At 60.7% G+C, this 18,985-nt stretch carries 17 protein-coding genes; 10 read left to right on the forward strand and 7 right to left on the reverse strand.

The features are described 5' to 3' along the window. The first annotated feature begins 26 nt into the window (after window positions 1-26). The 5 genes from ntrC to hflX all read left to right on the forward strand — a co-directional run bounded on the left by ntrC (window position 27) and on the right by hflX (window position 6,788). Window positions 27-1,469, forward strand: a complete 1,443-nt coding sequence (gene ntrC, locus AB2L51_RS02960; protein WP_395581354.1) for a nitrogen regulation protein NR(I) — start codon at window positions 27-29, stop codon at window positions 1,467-1,469. Between the two features lie 8 nt (window positions 1,470-1,477). Next, window positions 1,478-3,745: a sensor histidine kinase NtrY-like gene (locus tag AB2L51_RS02965; RefSeq protein WP_395581353.1), complete on the forward strand. Its 2,268-nt coding sequence runs from the start codon at window positions 1,478-1,480 to the stop codon at window positions 3,743-3,745. Next, window positions 3,735-5,126: a nitrogen assimilation response regulator NtrX gene (gene ntrX / locus AB2L51_RS02970; RefSeq protein WP_166112492.1), complete on the forward strand. Its 1,392-nt coding sequence runs from the start codon at window positions 3,735-3,737 to the stop codon at window positions 5,124-5,126. Before AB2L51_RS02965 ends, ntrX begins: the two co-directional genes overlap by 11 nt. Window positions 5,127-5,203: 77 nt before the next feature. After that, complete coding sequence (gene hfq, locus AB2L51_RS02975) at window positions 5,204-5,488, forward strand: RNA chaperone Hfq (RefSeq protein ID WP_395581352.1); 285 nt, start codon at window positions 5,204-5,206, stop codon at window positions 5,486-5,488. Continuing rightward, window positions 5,469-6,788: a GTPase HflX gene (gene hflX / locus AB2L51_RS02980; RefSeq protein WP_395581351.1), complete on the forward strand. Its 1,320-nt coding sequence runs from the start codon at window positions 5,469-5,471 to the stop codon at window positions 6,786-6,788. Before hfq ends, hflX begins: the two co-directional genes overlap by 20 nt. 67 nt (window positions 6,789-6,855) lie before the next feature. Here the strand turns inward: hflX and AB2L51_RS02985 are convergent, their stop codons facing one another. From AB2L51_RS02985 to AB2L51_RS02995, 3 genes are all read right to left on the reverse strand, one after another. Further along, a complete protein-coding gene (locus AB2L51_RS02985; RefSeq protein ID WP_395581350.1) occupies window positions 6,856-7,488 on the reverse strand; it encodes an NUDIX hydrolase in 633 nt (210 codons plus the stop codon). An 88-nt stretch (window positions 7,489-7,576) separates the two neighbouring features. Then, entirely contained in the window at window positions 7,577-10,192 is a 2,616-nt protein-coding gene (clpB, locus tag AB2L51_RS02990) for an ATP-dependent chaperone ClpB (RefSeq protein WP_395581349.1), read from the reverse strand. Window positions 10,193-10,433: 241 nt separating this feature from the next. Continuing rightward, on the reverse strand, window positions 10,434-11,042 hold the full coding sequence (locus AB2L51_RS02995) for a superoxide dismutase (protein ID WP_395581348.1): 609 nt from the start codon (window positions 11,040-11,042) through the stop codon (window positions 10,434-10,436). Between the two features lie 244 nt (window positions 11,043-11,286). Between AB2L51_RS02995 and AB2L51_RS03000 the strand changes: the two genes are divergently transcribed. Then, on the forward strand, window positions 11,287-12,057 hold the full coding sequence (locus AB2L51_RS03000) for a squalene/phytoene synthase family protein (RefSeq protein WP_395581347.1): 771 nt from the start codon (window positions 11,287-11,289) through the stop codon (window positions 12,055-12,057). 24 nt (window positions 12,058-12,081) lie between these two features. Here the strand turns inward: AB2L51_RS03000 and AB2L51_RS03005 are convergent, their stop codons facing one another. Further along, window positions 12,082-12,957: an NAD(P)-dependent oxidoreductase gene (locus AB2L51_RS03005; RefSeq protein ID WP_395581346.1), complete on the reverse strand. Its 876-nt coding sequence runs from the start codon at window positions 12,955-12,957 to the stop codon at window positions 12,082-12,084. A gap of 119 nt (window positions 12,958-13,076) precedes the next feature. Here AB2L51_RS03005 and AB2L51_RS03010 point away from each other — a divergent pair, with 119 nt between their 5' ends. Together AB2L51_RS03010 and lpxB are read left to right on the forward strand one after the other, a co-directional pair. After that, a complete protein-coding gene (locus AB2L51_RS03010) occupies window positions 13,077-13,706 on the forward strand; it encodes a protein-methionine-sulfoxide reductase heme-binding subunit MsrQ (protein WP_395581345.1) in 630 nt (209 codons plus the stop codon). Window positions 13,707-14,076: 370 nt separating this feature from the next. Continuing rightward, the gene (lpxB, locus tag AB2L51_RS03015) at window positions 14,077-15,255 is read left to right on the forward strand and encodes a lipid-A-disaccharide synthase (RefSeq protein ID WP_395581344.1); all 1,179 of its coding nucleotides are present in this window, start codon (window positions 14,077-14,079) and stop codon (window positions 15,253-15,255) included. 11 nt (window positions 15,256-15,266) lie between these two features. Here lpxB and hisI read toward each other — a convergent pair whose 3' ends face one another. The 3 genes from hisI to AB2L51_RS03030 all read right to left on the reverse strand — a co-directional run bounded on the left by hisI (window position 15,267) and on the right by AB2L51_RS03030 (window position 17,575). Further along, entirely contained in the window at window positions 15,267-15,698 is a 432-nt protein-coding gene (gene hisI, locus AB2L51_RS03020; RefSeq protein ID WP_395581343.1) for a phosphoribosyl-AMP cyclohydrolase, read from the reverse strand. Next, on the reverse strand, window positions 15,695-16,576 hold the full coding sequence (gene ygfZ, locus AB2L51_RS03025; RefSeq protein WP_395581342.1) for a CAF17-like 4Fe-4S cluster assembly/insertion protein YgfZ: 882 nt from the start codon (window positions 16,574-16,576) through the stop codon (window positions 15,695-15,697). The genes hisI and ygfZ overlap by 4 nt, the downstream gene beginning before the upstream one ends. An 84-nt stretch (window positions 16,577-16,660) precedes the next feature. After that, a complete protein-coding gene (locus AB2L51_RS03030; protein ID WP_395581341.1) occupies window positions 16,661-17,575 on the reverse strand; it encodes a glycosyltransferase family 9 protein in 915 nt (304 codons plus the stop codon). Between the two features lie 165 nt (window positions 17,576-17,740). On the opposite strand from AB2L51_RS03030, the gene AB2L51_RS03035 reads away from it, so the two are divergent. Next, window positions 17,741-18,130, forward strand: a complete 390-nt coding sequence (locus tag AB2L51_RS03035; protein WP_395581340.1) for a hypothetical protein — start codon at window positions 17,741-17,743, stop codon at window positions 18,128-18,130. A 155-nt stretch (window positions 18,131-18,285) separates the two neighbouring features. Continuing rightward, window positions 18,286-18,981 (forward strand): hypothetical protein, encoded by a 696-nt coding sequence (locus AB2L51_RS03040; RefSeq protein WP_395581339.1) that lies wholly within the window; start codon window positions 18,286-18,288, stop codon window positions 18,979-18,981. Window positions 18,982-18,985: the final 4 nt, after the last annotated feature.

Below are 18,985 nucleotides of genomic sequence, written 5' to 3' on the forward strand. Positions count from 1 at the left end.
GTTGTTATTCCTCTGGTTCCAAACGCATGACGCCACTGCCCACCATTCTCGTTGCTGATGATGACCGGTCCATCCGTACCGTGCTGGGGCAGGCGCTTGGTCGCGCGGGTTATCAGGTTCAGGTCACGCCCTATGCGTCCACCCTGTGGCAGTGGGTGCAGGAAGGGGAGGGCGATCTGGTCATTACCGATGTGGCCATGCCCGATGGCAACGGGCTGGAACTGGTAACGCGCATCCGCCAGATCCGGCCGGACCTGCGGGTTATTGTCATGAGCGCCCAATCCACGCTGACAACCGCCGTAAAGGCCACGCAGCGCGGCGCGTTTGAATATCTGGCCAAGCCGTTTGACCTGAAGGAACTGCTCGCGGTTGTGGCGCGTGCGCTGACCACTCCGGTACAGGAGGCGGAAAAACCCGCATCCCCGCAGACACCGGAGGAACGGCTGCCACTGATCGGGCAATCCGTGGTCATGCAGGGCATCTACCGCAGCATTGCCAGACTGACGACCTCGGACCTGACCGTGATGATCTCGGGGGAGAGCGGTACCGGCAAGGAATTGGTGGCCCGTGCCCTGCACGAATATGGCCGCCGCCGCAGTGGTCCGTTTATTGCCGTCAACATGGCCGCCATCCCGCGTGAGCAGATTGAGAGCGAACTGTTCGGCTACGAGCGTGGTGGCAATCTGGGCCGCATGCCCGGTCGGTTTGAGCAGGCATCGGGTGGCACGCTTTTCCTTGATGAGATCGGGGATATGCCACAGGAAGCCCAGACCCGCCTTTTGCGCGTGTTACAGGAAGGGGAGTTTACAACCGTAGGTGGCTCCACCCCCCTGCATGCCGATGTGCGGATTGTGGCCGCAACCCACAGGGACTTACGGCAGGCCATACAGGCCGGTACTTTCCGTGAGGATCTGTATTACCGCCTGAACGTGGTGCCCCTGCGCCTGCCCCCCCTGCGGGAACGACGGGAGGACATCCCCCTCCTTGCCCGCCATTTTCTGGCCCAGTGCCGCGAGGCAGGGGGGGGGTACCGGACGCTGGATGAGGAGGCCATGATCCGCCTGCAGGCATGGCGCTGGCCGGGCAATGTGCGGGAACTGGAAAACCTGATCCGCCGCATTATGGCCCTGTATTCGCAGGAGACCATTACAGCCGATCTGGTGGATGCAGAACTGGCTGACCCTCAGGGGAAAGATTTTGTGCCAGATTGCCGGCAGGTGGCCGAACCTCTGGTCGATTCAGTCTCGCGCCATATCGCCCGTTACCTGGAAGCGGGGCGGGAAGGTATGCCGTTGCATGATCTGCATGCCCGTATTATTGCTGAGGTGGAACGTCCACTGATCCAGATGACGTTGACGGAAACACGGGGCAACCAGATCAAGGCCGCCGCCATGTTGGGGTTGAACAGGAATACCTTGCGTAAGAAAATACGTGATCTTGAGATTCCCGTTGTGCGTGGCGTAGTCTAGCCACAGGTATGACCAACGCACCACGTTTCTCCTTTTCCCACCTGTTTTCGCGCGCAGGCCTGCATTGGCTGCTGCGTGCGCTTGAGCGCAGGAGCGTTGCCGTAACACTTGTGGCTCTGGCGCTGTGCCTTGTGTTTGCAACATTTGTTGTGCTTTCGGGTGGTATGTCCTTTGGGCATTACGCCGTGCTCGAGCCGTTGGTACTGGTAGTGAACGGGCTGGTGCTGCTGCTTCTGCTGCTGGCCATGGGGGTACGTGGCTGGCCTATTCTGGTGGAATATCGCAAGGGGCTGGCGGGCACGCGCTTGCATGTGCGCCTTGTTACCCTGTTTGGCATTGTGGCTGTTGCCCCTACGGTGGTGGTGGGTGTGTTTGCCACCCTGTTTTTCCATTACGGCATACAGATCTGGTTTTCCGATAGGGTCAACACGGCACTGAACGAGGCCTTGCAGGCATCGCGCGGATATTTGCAGGAGCATAACGCCAATATCCGTACAGATGCGTTCTCGATGTCCAATTACATCATGAGCGCGCAGAACGAACTGGCCGCCAGCGGCATGGAACTGTTGCAGGACCATGATGCCCTGTCCCAGATGCTCGACAGTCAGGCGACCATACGCGGGCTGACCGAAGCTCTGGTGTACGACCCCATTACCAACCGTGTTGTGGCGGCTGGCGGGCTGATGAGCCGGACAGGCTACCTGCAGGACCTGCCCCCGCCCGCGGCCACGCTTATGGCACGTTCCAACGATGTGGCTATTCTGGATTCCCCGGATGAGCGCACGGTGCGTGCGGTTGTGGAACTGTCACAAACGCCTACACTCATGCTGGTGATTACCCGGCTGGTTGATCCGTCCATTCTGGATCATATGCACCGGACGGAAAAAGTGGTGGCGGACTACAAACACCTTAACCGCAACAAGGCCAAGATCCAGCTCACCTTTGTCATGATCTTTGTTCTGGTGGCGCTGCTGGTGCTGGCTGTTGCCGCCCTGATCGGCTTTGCGCTGGCCAACCAGATTGCCCGCCCGCTTGGCCTGCTGAGCATGGCTGCCCGCAGGGTGAGTGAAGGTGACCTGCGTGTCCATGTGCCCGAAACCGACCGGGATGATGAAGTGGCAAGCCTGTCCCGCGCCTTTAACCGCATGACGGAGGAACTGGACAGCCAGCGTTCGGAACTGATGCTGGCGTATGGGCAGATCAATGAACGCAGGCGCTTTACCGAGGCCGTCCTGTCGGGCGTGTCCGCAGGGGTGATCGGGCTGGACGTGGAACAGCGGATCGAACTGCCCAACCGTGCCGCCAGCGTGCTGCTCCAGACCAATCTGGCGGATGCCACGGGCGAGCTTCTGGCAACCCGTGTGCCGGAATTTGCCGGGTTGCTTGAGGAGATCACCCTCTCGCCCGAGACCGTGTTCACGCGTGAAATCCAGATTGGCCATGCCACCAGCCAGCGCACCCTGCTTGTGCGCGTGGGGGCGGAACTGCGCGGCACTGTTACCGAAGGGTATGTCATGACATTTGATGACATTACAGCCCTGCAACAGGCCCAGCGCAAGGCGGCCTGGGCGGATGTGGCCCGCCGCATCGCGCATGAGATCAAGAATCCGCTTACCCCTATCCAGCTTGCGGCCGAGCGGCTCAAACGCCGTTTTTTGAAGGAAATCACCTCCGACCCCGATACGTTCGCCCAATGCGCGGATACAATTGTGCGTCAGGTGGGGGATATCGGACGCATGGTGGACGAATTTTCGGCTTTTGCCCGTATGCCGCAGCCCGTTATGAAGGATGAGAACCTTTCCCGTATTGCGCAGGAGGTGCTCATCCTGCAACGTAACGCCCACCATGAGATTTCGTATCACCTTGATCTGCCACAGCATGGACCATGGGTTCGGTGTGACCGGCGGCTTATCAGTCAGGCCTTGATCAATCTGCTGCAAAATGCGGCGGACGCCATTGCCATGCTTCCCCGGCAGGCTGATGCATCCGGGCAGGAGGTGGCTCCCAAGGGAGAGGTATGGGTGCGTATTGCGCAGGAAGAGGAAACCATTGCTATTGTCGTGGCCGACAACGGGGTGGGACTTCCCGAAGATGACAGGAACCGTCTGGCCGAGCCCTACGTCACGCACAAAGCCAAAGGAACGGGGCTGGGATTGGCTATTGTGAAAAAAATCATGGAAGATCATGGTGGAACGGTCCGTCTGGAAGACAGGGCAGGAGAGAAGGGAACTGTGGCTACTCTGGTTTTGCCGGTGAAAGACGACCATGGCGCATGAAATCCTGATCGTTGATGACGAACCCGACATCCGGATGCTGATTGAAGGCATTCTGTGTGATGAAGGGTATGAGGCCCGCGTTGCCTCCAGTTCCGAGGCAGCGCTGGCGGCTTTTCGGGTTCGCAGGCCGTCTCTGGTCATTCTGGACGTGTGGTTGCAGGGCTCGGATATGGACGGGCTGGAAATCCTGCAGACCATGAAGGCGGAGGAAGCCTCCGTGCCCGTGGTCATGATTTCGGGCCATGGCACGATCGAAACCGCCGTGGCGGCTCTGCAGCATGGTGCCTACGATTTTATAGAAAAACCGTTTCAGGCCGATCGGCTGTTGGTCATTGTCCGCCGCGCGCTTGAGGCATCGCGCCTTGCGCGTGAAAACGAGGAGCTGCGCCTGCGCGCCGGGCAGGATGCAGACCTGTACGGCAACAGTGCCCAGATTGTGGCCATCCGCAACCAGATAGAAAAGGTGGCCCCCACCGGCTCACGCGTGCTGATCAGCGGTGGTCCGGGCTCGGGCAAGGAGGTGGCTGCCCGCATGATTCATGCCCGCTCCCGCCGGACGGATGGGCCTTTTGTAGCGCTCAACTGCGCCACGCTGGCTCCGGGCCGGTTTGAGGAGGAGCTGTTCGGGCTGGAAGGTGGGGTGGATGGTGTTGGCCGCCGCACAGGCGTGCTTGAACGCGCCCATGGTGGCACCCTGCTGCTGGATGAGGTGGCGGATATGCCGCTGGAAACGCAGGGCAAAATTGTCCGCGCCCTGCAGGACCAGACCTTTGAACGGCTGGGTGGGGGCTCCCGCGTTAAGGTGGATGTGCGCGTACTGGCGACCACCAACCGCGACCTTCAGGCCGAAATCATAGGCGGGCGCTTCCGCGAGGACCTGTATTACCGTCTGGCGGTGGTGCCCTTGCGGATGCCAGCCCTCAAGGAGCGGCGGGACGATATTCCCGGTCTGGCAACACTGTTCCTGCATCGTGCGGCGGAAATGGCAGGCCTGCCCTCGCGCGATCTGTCGCCCGATGCGGTGGCTGTGCTGCAGGCGTATGACTGGCCGGGCAATGTGCGTGAACTGCGCAACCTGATGGAACGGGTGCTGATCATGCAGCCCGGCAGCAGCCAGGATCTGATCCGTGCGGACATGCTGCCTTCCACAATAGGGGAGAACGCACCGGGGCTGTTAAAGTTTGATGCCGCGACCGATGTCATGAGCCTGCCACTGCGCGAGGCGCGGGATCTGTTTGAAACCCAGTACCTTCAGGCACAATTATTACGATTTGGAGGGAACATAAGCCGCACAGCGCTGTTTGTGGGCATGGAGCGGAGCGCTTTGCATCGTAAACTCAAGCAGCTTGGTGTAACATCGGACGAACGGAACACTGGCTGATCAGTGAGTTGTTGCGAGTCAGGGCAGGCGTTGGATCTGGCTCCCAAGAAAAAGAAAATGGAATAGGGTCGCACACAGTGGAAAAAGAGAGTGCACATAATGTGCAGGATGCATTTTTAGGCCAGATTCGCCGTTCCCGGGCGGCTGTGACCGTATTTCTGGTCAATGGTGTCAAACTTCAGGGTTTTATTACGTGGTTTGATGATCAGGTGGTGCTTCTCCGGCGGGATGAGCAGACCCAGCTTATTTACAAACATGCCATCAGCACTGTTATGCCCAGCATTCCCGTAGATATTGCAGACTCCACCGTAGCGGGCGCAAAGGCGGACAAGGAACCATCTCTTGGCGACGAGTTTTACTGAGAAAAAACAAACGGTTGCAACGCGTGCTGCCGTTATTCTGCCGTGGGAGCGCTCAGCCCATGGGCAGGACGTCAGGGCCGCAGAGGCCCGGCTGGAAGAAGCTGTTGGCCTGACGGCGTCCATTGGTCTGGTTATTGTCCGTAAAGCTGTTCTTCTGCTGCGTATGCGCCGCTCGGCCACATTGCTGGGCAAGGGGCAGATCGATTCCCTCAGAATAGCCGTCAAGGCCGACAATATTGACGTGCTGGTGGTGGATACCAAACTGACCCCCGCCCAGCAGCGTAATCTGGAAACCGAGTTCGGCTGCAAGGTGATCGACCGGACCGGCCTTATTCTGGATATTTTTGGTGCCCGTGCCGCCACGCGGGAAGGGACATTACAGGTCGAACTGGCGCATCTGGAATACCAGCGCTCCCGCCTTGTGCGGTTGTGGACCCACCTTGAGCGCCAGCGTGGTGGTTTTGGCTTTCTGGGTGGTCCGGGTGAAACCCAGATCGAAGCTGACCGCCGCATGATTGGCGAGCGCATTGTGCGCCTTAAAAAGGATCTGGAGCAGGTGCGCCGCACACGCGGGCTGCACAGGCAGGCCCGCAAACGCGTGCCGTTCCCCGTTGTGGCTCTTGTGGGCTACACCAATGCGGGTAAATCCACCCTGTTCAACGCCCTGACCGGGGCCACCGTTTATGCGCAGGACCAGTTGTTTGCCACGCTGGACCCGACCATGCGCGCCATTGAGCTACCATCGGGGCGGCAGGTTATTCTATCGGATACGGTGGGTTTTATCAGCGACCTGCCAACGGAGCTGATTGCCGCCTTCCGCGCCACGCTGGAAGAAGTGGCGGAAGCTGACATTATCCTGCATGTGCGTGACATTGCCCACCCCGATAGCGCGACCCAGAAAAAAGACGTGCTGGGTGTTTTGCAAAGCATGGCCAAGGACAACATGCTTGAGCAGGACTGGCCAAGCCGCGTGATTGAAGTGCTGAACAAGGTGGACCTGCTGGGCGAACACGCAGCAGCCCCGCAGGGGGATGAAAGCGTTGCCATTTCTGCCATTACGGGCGATGGGCTGGACCGGCTTCTGGCCCGTATTGACCAGCGCATTACATCGGGGATGGAAATGGTGAGCTACGCCCTGCCACTGGCCGATGGTGCCGCTCTGGCATGGCTGTACCAGCATGGTGAGGTCATAGGCCGCACCGACCGGGAGGAAGAGGCGGATATTACCGTACGCCTGCTGGCAGAAGACCGTGCGCGTTTTGAGCGGCAGTTCCAGAACATTACGCCCCAGATTGCATAGTGTGTAGCTGGAGGGTGTCCTACCCGGTGGATCAGTCAGTCTGATTCGGCCGGGCAAGCGCTTTTAATCAGTCAAATTCGGTTGGCAGGCTCAGGTCGGCGTGGTGTGCAAACAGCCGGTCGATCTGCTGGCGTGAGATACGCCCGGTTGAGAGGTCGTGCGGGATTTCGTTGCGTGCAAAAAACCGGACCTCGCTGGTTTCAATGCTGGTGGTGGGAGACCCGCCGGTGAGTTCTCCCAGAAAAAACAGCTTGATGATCGAAAAAGCCTCAGGCGGTTCATGTCCCTGTTTTGCCCGGTCCAGCACCATGGCAAGGCGGGTCATGCGTACCGTGTAGCCGGTTTCTTCCCGCACTTCCTTGGCGGCGGATTCCGATGCGCTCAGGTTTACATCCGCCCAGCCACCGGGCACGGTCCAGCGGTTCTGGTCCAGCACTTCGCGCACCATGAGCAGGCGGTTCTGGGTATCAAACACCCCGGTGCGCACTTCCAGCTTGGGGGTGGCGTAACCTGCCTGCCGGGCAAACAGGTTTTCTATCTGCTGGAGGGGGGCACCACTGCCACGGGCCATAACCTTGGCGGCCAGCGTGCGCAGCATTTCATAGCGTTCGCGGTCAAACGGATCTTTGGCAAAGGTCAGTCCGGTTTGGGCAATGGCCTGAACCTCTCTGGCCCAGATGAGCCATTCAGGCTCGGACATGGTTGTGTTCCTCTCTTTTCAATAAAAAACGGGAAGGCACGCGCCCTCCCGTTTTTTTACGTGCTGCTAACAGGCCGGGGTATCCGGGTCAGTAGGCAGGTTCAGGCTCTGTGGCGGCCTGACCGTTTATCAGCAGGCTATCCCCGTTGGCAGAAATATTGACGGTCTCGCCGTCATGGATCGTGCCTTCAAGCAACTGTCCGGCCAGCGGGTTTTGCAGGCTGCGCTGGATAACCCTTTTAAGGGGGCGCGCACCATAAACCGGGTCGTATCCTTCATTCGCCAGCCAGGTTTCGGCCAGATTATCCAGATGCAGGCTGATCTTGCGGTCTTCGAGCAGTTTTTGCAGGCGGCTGACCTGAATATCCACAATCTTGGCCATATCCACCCGCTGGAGGCGCGAGAAGAGGATAACCTCATCCAGACGGTTCAGGAACTCGGGGCGGAAGTGCTCACGCACCACCTTCATGACCTGCGCCTGCACCATGGCTGGGGTATCCCCATCCGGCTGGTTGGCCAGATATTCGGAGCCGAGGTTGCTGGTCAGGATGATCAGCGTATTGCGGAAGTCCACCGTGCGGCCCTGACCATCGGTCAGGCGGCCATCATCGAGCACTTGCAGCAGAATGTTGAACACATCTTCATGCGCTTTTTCCACCTCGTCAAACAGGATGACCTGATAAGGGCGGCGGCGCACGGCTTCAGTCAGCACGCCACCTTCCTCATACCCCACATACCCCGGAGGTGCGCCAATCAGGCGGGCTACGGCGTGCTTTTCCATGAACTCGCTCATGTCAATCCGCAGCAGGGCCTTGTCATCATCAAACAGGAAGCGGGCGAGCGCCTTGGTCAGCTCCGTTTTGCCAACACCCGTTGGGCCGAGGAACAGGAACGAACCGATCGGGCGGTTGGGGTCCTGCAAACCGGCGCGGGCACGGCGCACGGCGTTGGCGACCGCACGCAGAGCGGGTTCCTGCCCCACAACGGATTTGCGCAGTTCGTCTTCCATCCGCAGCAGTTTGGCACGTTCGCCTTCCAGCATCCGGTCCACGGGCACACCCGTCCAGCGCGAGACAACCGAGGCAATGCCCTGATCCGTTACCGCTTCGGAGACAAGGTTCGCACTTTTTGCTTCCTGTTCCTCCGTCTGCTGGGCGCTGGCAATCTGGCTTTGCAGGTTGGGAATAACGCCATACATCAGTTCGGAAGCACGTTGCAGGTCGCCCTTGCGCTGGGCCACTTCCACATCGGAGCGGGCCTGATCAAGCTGTTCCTGCAATTTCTGCACCGCATGCACGCGGTCTTTTTCCGCATGCCATGTGGCACTGAGCGTGTTGGATTTTTCTTCCAGATCAGCCAGTTCGGCCTCAACGGATACCAGACGGTCCTTGCTTGCGGTGTCGTCTTCCTTGCGCAGCGCTTCCCGCTCGATCTTGAGCTGGATAATGCGGCGGTCCAGTTCGTCCAGTTCTTCGGGTTTGCTGTCGATCTGCATACGCAGCCGGCTTGCGGCCTCGTCTATCAGGTCGATGGCCTTGTCGGGCAGAAAGCGGTCCGTGATGTAGCGGTTGGACAGGGTTGCCGCGGCGACCAGTGCGCCATCGGTAATGCGCACGCCATGGTGCAGTTCGTATTTTTCCTTGATCCCGCGCAGGATGGAAATGGTATCGGGCACGGAAGGTTCGCCCACGTAAACGGGCTGGAAGCGGCGGGCGAGTGCTGCATCTTTTTCAATATACTTGCGGTATTCGTCCAGCGTGGTGGCGCCAATGCAGTGCAGCGTGCCGCGCGCCAGTTCTGGCTTGATCAGGTTGGACGCATCCATGGCCCCATCGGTCCGGCCTGCGCCGACCAGTGTGTGCATTTCATCAATGAACAGGATGACCTGCCCTTCAGCGGACTCAATTTCCTTGAGCACGGCTTTCAGGCGTTCTTCAAACTCACCGCGATATTTGGCACCGGCCACCAGCGCGCCCATGTCGAGCGAGAGGAGTTTTTTGTTTTTCAGCGCTTCGGGCACATCGCCATTGACAATACGCTGGGCCAGACCTTCCACAATGGCGGTCTTACCCACACCGGGTTCGCCAATAAGCACAGGGTTGTTCTTGCTGCGGCGGGCCAGAACCTGAATGGCGCGGCGGATTTCCTCATCCCGGCCAATAACCGGGTCAAGCTTGCCCTGCTGGGCAACTTCGGTCACGTCCCGCGCATATTTCTTCAGCGCGTCAAAATTGGCTTCAGCGTTTTCGCTGGTCACTGTGCGTCCCTTGCGGATGGTGGCTATGGCTTTTTCCAGCGCATCGGGGGTAGCGCCGTTGGTTTTGAGCGCCTCACCCGCCGCGCTGCTGGTTGCGGCAAGGGCCACCAGCAGGCGGTCCTGCGCGACAAAGCTGTCGCCTGCCTTCTGGGCGATCTGTTCGGCGGAATCCAGTGCGCGTACCAAGTCCGGGGTGGCTGCTGGCTGGCCAGCACCCCCACCCTGTACCTTGGGCAGTTTGGCCAGTGCCTGCTCGTTGGCGGCACGAACCGCATCGGGGTTGCCTCCGGCTGCACGGATCAGGGCCGATGCAGCGCCTTCCTCGTCATCGAGCATGGCTTTAAGCAGGTGCTCAGGAGTAAGCTGCTGGTTAAAATCGCGCAGGGCAATGGTCTGTGCTGCCTGCAGAAAACCGCGTGAGCGTTCGGTAAATTTTGCAATATCCATAATATCCCTCTTGTCCCTTTATCGTAGGCGACTGAAGGCCTTGCCCCATCCCGCTTTGTGGCAATGGAAGGCAGGGTCTGTCGTGTTGACACCTCTAAGATTGGAAGGCGCAGCAGCACAATCAAGGGGGATGTGTGCATATGTCGCACACCCTATGGAATGGCCGATATAAAAAAGGCGGAGCCCCGTGGGAGCCCCGCCTTTTTTACACCAGACCGGCTTGTGGCCGGTGGTTTTGCACTCAGGCCGCGTTCAGCTGGGCTTCGGCAAATTCATAGTTTGCCAGCTTGTCCAGGAAGTTGGTGATGTAGTCCGGGCGACGGTTGCGGAAGTCCAGATAGTAGGAGTGTTCCCACACATCCGCCGTCAGCAGCGCCGTGCCCTGACCTTCGGCCAGCGGGTTGGTGCCGTTGGGGGTTTTGGTAATGGCCAGCTTGCCGTCCTTGCCCAGTACCAGCCAAGCCCAGCCTGACCCGAACTGGGAGATGGCGGCCTTGCGGAATTCTTCCTTGAAGGTGTCGATGCTGCCAAAGTCTGCGGTAATTTTGGCCCCCAGCTTTTCGGGCATGGCGCCACCGGAGGTGGACAGGCTGTTCCAGAAGAACGAGTGGTTCCAATGCTGGCCAGCATTGTTGAACAGGCCGGTCAGGTCAGCCTTGCCATGTGCGGCCAGAATGATGTCTTCCAAAGACTTGCCAGCAAGCTCGGGCTTGCCTTCGAGCAGCGTGTTCAGGGTGGTTACGTAGGCCAGATGGTGCTTGCCGTGGTGGAACTCAAGCGTTTCCTGGCACATGCCACGTGCGGCAAGGGCGTTGGGGGCGTAAGGGAGGGTTGGCAGTTCAAAAGCCATGACATAACTCCGTCGTATCAAGCAGGGCGTATCCAAAACGCGCCTGTCCAGAGCTATGGGTGCGCCATATGGCACAGAGGCAGCGGATGAAGGTCCGATGTCTCTTTTCCCTTGCTCACGGAAACTTGCCCTGCTGGTGGGGGTGGGGTGGCGCGGCAGTCCGTAAGGAAAGCTATATGTGCATTACGCATGAAACAGCATGAATTTGCAACATGCTACCGGGTAAGAGAAGTAGGACACAGCCATGAACACCCCTCCATCACGTACCGATATGCAGGCATTGGCGGGGCTTGCAGCGGGGGATGCGGACAGGCTGCTCTGTGTGCGTTTTCTGCCCGCATCCGTACAGCCCGGCGGGCTAGTGCTGCTGGCGTTCCATAATGAGCTGATTCGCGTGCTGGCCCCGGCCCGCTCGGCAGCGGTGGCCGGGCCCATGGCTGGGCTGATCCGCCTGCAATGGTGGCGTGAGGTGCTGGAAAAGGCCCGTCCCCCCGAGCACATTCTGGCCCCCTTTCTGCTGGAGATGATGGCGTGCGGGCAAGCCCGGCAGACCACATTGCTCCGCCTTGTTCACTCTTGCGAGATGGAGCTGACCGGTGCGCGTGATCAACCGGCATGGGAGGGCATGATGCGTGACGGCCCCGGAGCGCTGCAACGCGCACTGGGCGAACTGCTGGGGATGGAAGACCCTGCCATCCTGCTGAGGCTGGAAGCCTGTGGCATGGCCTACGGGGCAGGAGCCATGTTGCGGCACTGGCCCGTGCTCCAGCAATCGGGGCGGTTTATATGGCCTGCCCGGCAGGAAGCGCTCAGGCTACAGGGGCAGGCATGGCTGGCTGTGCTGGACTGGCCCCATCTGCCCGCGCCATTCCGCCTTGCGGCTCTGCCTGCCGTACTGGCTGAGCGCGACTTGGCAGGTACTGCCCGGCAGGCCGGGCAGCCCCGCGGGCTGGGGGACCGCGCCGCACTCATGTGGCAGGGTGTTAAGGCCCTGCGTGCGTTTGAGCGCGGCTGAACGGCCTGGGTGGCTGCAAAACCCTTACGGGTCGTTGGCCACAATGTTTTCCAGTACCCCGATCAGGGCGGAATAGTCCGCATCTGCTGCGGCGCGGCGGGTCAGGGAGAGTTCCTGCGTGACTGCGGCCATGGTGGGTACGGGCACGGCCAGACGGGCGCAGGCATCGAGCAGCAGGCGCATGTCTTTTTGCATGAGCCGGGTAGGGAACTGGGGCGAAAAATCCCCTTCCTTGGCCATTTTGATCTTGCGTTTGTGGTGGGGGGAGATCACGGCCATGTTATCCAGCGCGTCAAACAGCATGCTGCGCTCGAGCCCTGCGGCCAGACCATAGGCAATGCCTTCGGCCACGGCGGCCAGCCCGGCCCCCATAATCCCGTTAATCACCAGCTTGAGCCGTGCGCCACTGCCTGCCGGGCCTGCATGAATGGTCAGGCGGCCAATGGCGTCAAACACCGGTTTGGCGCGGGCCATGTCATCCTCACTGCCGCCAGCCAGCACCACCAGACTGGCGCTGTCCGCCTCGGGCGTGCTGCCAGAAACCGGACAGTCCACAACGCTGACTTTCAGCTTCTGGCCCGCATCCAGCAAGGTCTGTGCGGCTTCGGGGGAGACAGAGCTTGTGTTCAGTAACAGCCCGCCCTCGGGCATGCCGGCCAGCGCGCCCTGTGGGCCGTACATGCTGGCGCTCAGGGCCTCATCATCCGGGACGCACACAAGAACAATATCAGCCGTTTTGGCAACATCTGCCGGGCTGGGCAGGAAGGCGGTGTTTTCGTCTCCTCCCTTGCCGGAAGGCGTGTAGGCCACGGCAGCAAACCCTGCTTTTTTCAGGTTTGTAGCCATACGGCTGGCCATTGCGCCAAACCCGATAAAGCCGATTGTCTTTGCTGTGCTCATGGTATCAGAGACTCCTGCATGTTCTTGCGTATTATGGACATAACGCACAAACTCCTTGCAAGGTTAAGGCGCATGCTCTGGATGCGCTGTCAGGCACCCCGGAAGAATAAAGGCAGATCATGGCTCCACCTGTTGCCGGTCGCGCACGGCGCAAAAACCTGTCGCCACTGGCACGGCAGGTTCTGCTTTACAGCCTGTTCCTGCTCCCCGCCGTGTTTGATCTGGTGGAAGGGTGGCTGGGCTGGCTGGGGCCAAGGCCTTACCGCGAATGCCTGCATGATTTTGGGCGTTATGCGTTCCGCTTCCTGCTGGTTTCGCTCATGGTGACGCCCCTGCGGCGGTTTACCGGAATGAACCTCATACTCTATCGCAGGCCGCTGGGGTTGCTGGCCTTTACCTATGCGGCCCTGCACGTAACACTCTACCTGACATGGGCGCGCGAGCTGAACCCTGCCCTGATTTGGTCGGATTTTACCACGCGCCCCTTCCTGAGCTTTGGCTTGCTGGCTTTTGTTATCCTGTGCGTGCTGGCGGCTACCTCCACGCGCAAGTCCATTATGCGGCTGGGCAAGCGGTGGGCACCGCTGCACAGAACGGTTTACGTGGCCATGGTGCTGGCCTGCGTGCACTACAGCATCGCCTTTAAGGTCTGGCATGTTGAGCCATTTATCTACGCGGCCATAGCGGCGGCCGTGCTGGCGACGCGCCTGTTCCCCAAAACACAAAAAAGCCGCCCGACCCCGGTTTAGAGGCGGAGCGGCTTTGGGCTGTGCGGGGGTGTGGTGCAGGTTTTTTGTGCGCTCAGGCCAGCAGGTTGGGGTGGTCCAGCGTTGCCAGCAGCAGGTATTGCAGCCCGTGCCCATGCACCAGATCCGCAGTAGCCAGCGCAACCGACCCCGCCGCCCCCGAGATCATGCCCGGCCTGCCACCCGTTATGGCAATGCTGATAACGCACGAGGCAGAAAATATCCTCTAAACTAGAGGGAGATGGTTTGATGCTCCCAGCCATAAACCGGACTTTTTATGTGCGGAAAGGTTTTTCTTTACGCATCATGGCTTGCACATTCTCTGTTTGGCCGGAATGGTGGTGGGCTTGCGTTGTGTTCTTGGTGCGTGAAGATGCTTGAACTGCCCCCTCCATCCCCCCTTGTATGGATCCTTGCCGGAGAGGCGAGCGGGGATGTGCTGGGTGCCCGACTGATGCACGCACTCCGCGCGCGTAACCCGCATATCCGTTTTGCCGGGGTGGGAGGCACGCGCATGGCGCAGGAGGGGCTTGCCAGCCTTTTTCCCATGCGGGATCTGGCGGTTATGGGGCTGGTGGAAATCCTGCCCCGTGTGCGCCAGCTTTCGCGCAGGCTTAATCAGGCTGTGGCGGATGTTGTGGCGCAAAAACCCGATCTGGTGATTACCATAGACAGCCCCGGCTTTGCCCTGCGCCTGCTCCGGCGGATTGCGGGCATGGGTATCCTGCGTGTGCATTACGTGGCCCCGCAGGTATGGGCATGGCGGCAGAAAAGGGTGCGCAAGTTCCCCGGTCTCTGGGACGAATTGCTATGCCTGCTCCCCTTTGAGGAAGAGTTTTTTGGCAGGCATGGCCTGAAAACCCGCTTTGTGGGGCACCCCGTTCTGCAATCCGGTGCGCAGGAGGGCGATGCCGCCCGGTTCAGGGCAAGGTACGGACTGGCGGATAACGCACGGGTGCTGGTGCTTATGCCCGGCAGCCGCCGCTCGGAAGTGCCAAGGCTGCTGCCCGTATTCGGGCAGATGCTGGCGCTACTCCGCACGAGCATGCCCGATGTGGTGCCGGTTGTGCCGGTTTCCCCCGTGGTGGCGGCTACTGTTGAGCGGGCCGTGCATAACTGGCCCGTTCGCCCGATTGTGGTGACAGATGTGGACGACAAGCATGATGCATTTGCCGCAGCCGGGGCGGCTTTGACCAAATCGGGCACCTCCACGCTGGAACTGGCGCTGGCTGGCGTGCCCATGGCGGTAACGTACCGGGTTAACCCCATGACGGCGTTTATGGCGCGCAGGCTGATCCGGGTGCCCTATGTGGCTATGGTCAACCTGCTTGCAGGCCGGGCGGTTGTACCCGAACTGTTGCAGGAAAACTGCGCGCCAGACGTGCTGGCGCGCGAGGTGCAGACACTGTTTGAAAACCCCACCGTGGCTCAGGCCCAGAAAGCGGCCTTTGCCTCGGTCCTGCACGGGCTGGAAGGGCCGGGGGGGAGCCTGCCAGCAGATGCGGCGGCATCTGCCGTGCTGGACCTGCTGGCCGCGCGGGGGCGGTCGTAAGGGGCTACCCTTCAGGCGTGGGTGTGGCCGTGGGTTTTATAAAGCTCGGTGGGGTCAACTTCAGGCTTGGTCAGTTCAAGCAGCCCGGTGGGGGAGAAGGCGCGGTAAAAGCAGCTCCTGCGCCCGGTATGGCAGGCAACGCCAATCTGGTTGACCAGAAGCAGAACGGCGTCTGCATCACAGTCCAGCCGCGCTTCGTGCAGGAGCTGGACCTGACCGGACGTCTCGCCCTTGCGCCACAGTTTCTTGCGGCTGCGTGAGTAGTAGCAGACGCGCCCGCTCAGCAGTGTTTCACGCAGGGCTTCGGCATTCATCCAGGCAATCATCAGCACTTCGCCCGTGTCATGCTGCTGGGCAATGGCGGCAATCAGGCCGGAGGCATCGTATCTGACTGTGCCCAGCATGGCATCAAGCACTGCGGCATCGGGTGCGGTGTAGGTCATGGTTTGTCCGGTGTGGTGGCGGAGGGGTCTGGTGGTGTGCCAAGGGCTGGTAGCAGCCACGCGGGGGGGCGGGCAACCACGTTATGGTCAAGGCAGGTCAGGGGTTTGTCGGCCATATCCACCCTGAGCAGCGCCAGCCCGATATGATCGCGCGAGGAGCGTAGGGTGCCGACCTCCTGCCCGTTATGCAGGATGGGGGTACCCGGCGCGGGCAGGGGAACGGTGGCGGCAATGGGCACAAGGCGGCGTTTGAGCAGCGTGCGGTAGTGCATGCGGGCTGTGATTTCCTGCCCCATGTAGCACCCCTTTTTCCAGGCAATGCCGCCAAGCAGGTCCATGTTGGCCTCGGCTGCCAGTGTGCGGCCCGGTTCGCAGTCCTGTACGCCATCAGGCAGGCCAAGGGCCAGACGGTGCAGGTCATAGTCCAGTTGGGTGGCGGTCTGCTCCGTGCCGGCGGGTGGGTCTATCAGCCGCCAGCCTGCGGCGGGCAGTCTGGGGTCTGCAACGCTTATTGCGTTTTCCAGCAAGGTGGCCTCGGGCCTGTTGCCCCATGCGGCATAAACGGGGAGTGCCGTCAGTTCCATCTGCACATCCGAACGGAGCCGGAAGCGCATGAGCTGTGTGCGCAGGGCCTCGGCCTGCTCGGTGGCGCAGTCCAGCAGCAGGCAGGTATCATCGGGGTCGGGTATGGCAAAAAAATCTGCCTGCCAGCGGCCCTGTGGGGTCAGGCATGCGGCCCATGCGGCCTGGGCTGGTTGCAGGGCTTCAATATCCGCCGTGACCAGTCCTTGCAAAAACCGCACACGGTCCGCGCCGGAAAGTTTGAGAACAGTACGGCCCTCAAGCCGGGTGATGTGGGATGGGGCGGGTAATGGCATGGTGTGGTGTCCTTTTGTGCAAGGATGCAGGCCGCTGGTGCAAACTCTAGACCGGGTGGGGCAATGGGACCATAGGCAGACTGTTCACGTCTGGCTTTGCCGCAGGAGTGCCAGAGCCGCATGGGCGACGCGCTCCACACTTAACCCGGCAATGGGCGCCAGCCCTTCCGGCCCCGGTGCCTCCACCCAGTGCGTCATGGCTCCGGTAGGGGCATATTCCGATGCGCGGGACGGGCCGAACAGCCCCAGTGTGGGTGTGCCTGCCGCAGCGGCCAGATGCATTAACCCGGAATCGTTACCAATATACAAAGCACAACGGGCCAGCATGGCGGCGGTTTCGGTCAAGGTAAACCGTCCTCCGGCATCTATGGCGTGGGGCAGGGCGTGCAGCACGGGGCGGGCCAGTTCCGCCTCCTGCGGGCCGGGGCCGTAAAAAATGGCAGGGCGGGCTTGGGGGTATGTGGCGGCAAGCTGCCGCCACAGGGGCAGGTAATGCTCTGTCGGCCAGATTTTGCCGTGCCAGTTGGCCGTGGGGCCGAGGGCAATAACCGGTGCATCAGACGTGGGGGGCGGTATAACCTGCGCGGCAGCCTGCTGGTCGGCATTGTTGAGCCACACCGTAGGGTGCGGAGCAGGGGAAAGGCCGAGCAGGGCGCCCAGATGCCCCACCCGCCTGCCGGGCCTGCGCCCCCCACGCATGACAAACCGCCGCCCCGAGCGCAGGGCGAAACTGATGATTGAACCGCGCAGGTCCACGGTCATGTCCCAGCGGGTGGGGACGCAGGTTTTCCACAAATCCAGCCAGTGCAGGTCGTAGCGGCGTTTGTGCATGACCAGAACCCGCTCGAGTCCGGGCATGTGGCTGAACAGCCCGGCGGCAACAGGCCCGCAGGCAACGGTTATGCGCGCATCGGGCCATTGCTGTATAAGTGTGTTGAGAATACCGGTGGTAAGCACCGCATCCCCCAGACGTGTGGCCGTAATAAAAAGAATGCGCATGCAATCAGGCTATACTGTCTCTTTGTCTCTTTTCCAAGCAAAGCAGATATGGACATTTGCGCGGCATATGCCAGAAGATGGGGCGTTACAGCGCAGGCTGGTCCGCTCCAGCGGAGCAGCCTGCCCGCTTGGGTCCACTGTCTGGGCAATAAGGGTATTTTGGCAATGTTGCAGAAAGGTTTTTTGCTGGCTTCCATCGGGGGGCTGGTGGCTATGGTTGCATGTGTTCCCGCCCATGCGGGGGAGCGGGCATGGGTGCCTTCCACCTGTGGTGCGGAACCGCAGGCCCCCGTGGTTGATGTGTCCAGTGTGGAAAAATATAATGCCAGCGTGGACAAGGTCAGCGCTTACGAAAAAGCCGCCCGCACCTATAATGCCTGTGTCTCCAGGGTTGCAGTGAAGGAAGAAACCGCAATCAGCAACGAAGCACGGGATAAAATTGCCTATATTCATGATGGCAGTACCGCCGTGCAGCAGCGCATCGGGGCCAATTTTACCCAGTTGACAACCGCGCTCAAGGCGGGGGGTGCCAAGTTGCAGAAAGCGGCGCACTAAGCGCTTTTGGGCCTTTGCCGTGCTGCCTGTTGGGCCGTAAGGCGGTATAACAGGCGCATAACAGACACGCTGGCCTTGTGTGATGCGTCCGGCTGGGGCAGATATGCCATAATACGGACAGGCATGTATTGGCAGGAACAGGAACGGGCCGGATCGTGGCAGAGGATATTTACCGGGAAGTTGACGAAGAGCTGAAGGCAGAACGCATGCGTGCGGTTGCCCGGCGTTATGCCGGTGTGGCTGTTGCCGCAGCGGTGGTCGTTGTGGCTGGTGCGGGTCTGTGGTCGTGGAAGCTTGCACAGTACAAGGCACTGGATCAGGCAGCGACAGGCACGTATCTGGCCGCCTTGCGCCAGACCGATCACCTGCCCGATCAGGTGGGTAGCGGCCCCATAGCCCTTGTCGGCAAGGCGCAGAGCGGTCTGGAAGCCCTGCAGAAGCTGGCAACATCGGGTGATCGGGGTGTGGCGACACTGGCCCGGATGCAGGAAGCCGCCGTGCAGGCTGCCCGGGGTGATGCCCCCGCGGCACTGGCTGCATGGAACACTGTGCAGGATAATCCCGCAGCCGACCCGGCCCTGCGCAGCATTGCAACCCTGTTATGGTGCCAGCATCAGCTTGATACGGGGGATATTCCAACCCTGCGCTCGCGCCTTTCCCTGCTGACCGGGCCGGGCAAGGCCTGGAACGGCCTTGCCGTGGAGGCGCTGGCAGTTCTGGATGTGCGCGAAGGGCATAAGGATGATGCCCGTAAAAAACTGTCTGCCCTTGTGGACTCGGCCGAAACACCAGCAGGTGTACGCAACCGCGCACAGGACATGATGCAGGCCCTTGATCCGTCAGCAGGATAAAACC

Source organism: Acetobacter fabarum, from assembly GCF_040702925.2.
Classification (GTDB): domain Bacteria; phylum Pseudomonadota; class Alphaproteobacteria; order Acetobacterales; family Acetobacteraceae; genus Acetobacter; species Acetobacter fabarum_B.

Excerpts from the sequence above, each read along its gene's own strand:
- ntrC (WP_395581354.1), top strand. The coding sequence starts at position 27 with ATGACGCCACTGCCCACCATTCTCGTTGCTGATGATGACCGGTCCATC.
- AB2L51_RS02965 (WP_395581353.1), top strand. The coding sequence starts at position 1,478 with ATGACCAACGCACCACGTTTCTCCTTTTCCCACCTGTTTTCGCGCGCA.
- ntrX (WP_166112492.1), top strand. The coding sequence starts at position 3,735 with ATGGCGCATGAAATCCTGATCGTTGATGACGAACCCGACATCCGGATG.
- AB2L51_RS02985 (WP_395581350.1), bottom strand. The coding sequence starts at position 7,488 with ATGTCCGAGCCTGAATGGCTCATCTGGGCCAGAGAGGTTCAGGCCATT.
- clpB (WP_395581349.1), bottom strand. The coding sequence starts at position 10,192 with ATGGATATTGCAAAATTTACCGAACGCTCACGCGGTTTTCTGCAGGCA.
- AB2L51_RS02995 (WP_395581348.1), bottom strand. The coding sequence starts at position 11,042 with ATGGCTTTTGAACTGCCAACCCTCCCTTACGCCCCCAACGCCCTTGCC.
- AB2L51_RS03000 (WP_395581347.1), top strand. The coding sequence starts at position 11,287 with ATGAACACCCCTCCATCACGTACCGATATGCAGGCATTGGCGGGGCTT.
- AB2L51_RS03005 (WP_395581346.1), bottom strand. The coding sequence starts at position 12,957 with ATGAGCACAGCAAAGACAATCGGCTTTATCGGGTTTGGCGCAATGGCC.
- AB2L51_RS03010 (WP_395581345.1), top strand. The coding sequence starts at position 13,077 with ATGGCTCCACCTGTTGCCGGTCGCGCACGGCGCAAAAACCTGTCGCCA.
- lpxB (WP_395581344.1), top strand. The coding sequence starts at position 14,077 with ATGCTTGAACTGCCCCCTCCATCCCCCCTTGTATGGATCCTTGCCGGA.
- hisI (WP_395581343.1), bottom strand. The coding sequence starts at position 15,698 with ATGACCTACACCGCACCCGATGCCGCAGTGCTTGATGCCATGCTGGGC.
- ygfZ (WP_395581342.1), bottom strand. The coding sequence starts at position 16,576 with ATGCCATTACCCGCCCCATCCCACATCACCCGGCTTGAGGGCCGTACT.
- AB2L51_RS03030 (WP_395581341.1), bottom strand. The coding sequence starts at position 17,575 with ATGCGCATTCTTTTTATTACGGCCACACGTCTGGGGGATGCGGTGCTT.
- AB2L51_RS03035 (WP_395581340.1), top strand. The coding sequence starts at position 17,741 with ATGTTGCAGAAAGGTTTTTTGCTGGCTTCCATCGGGGGGCTGGTGGCT.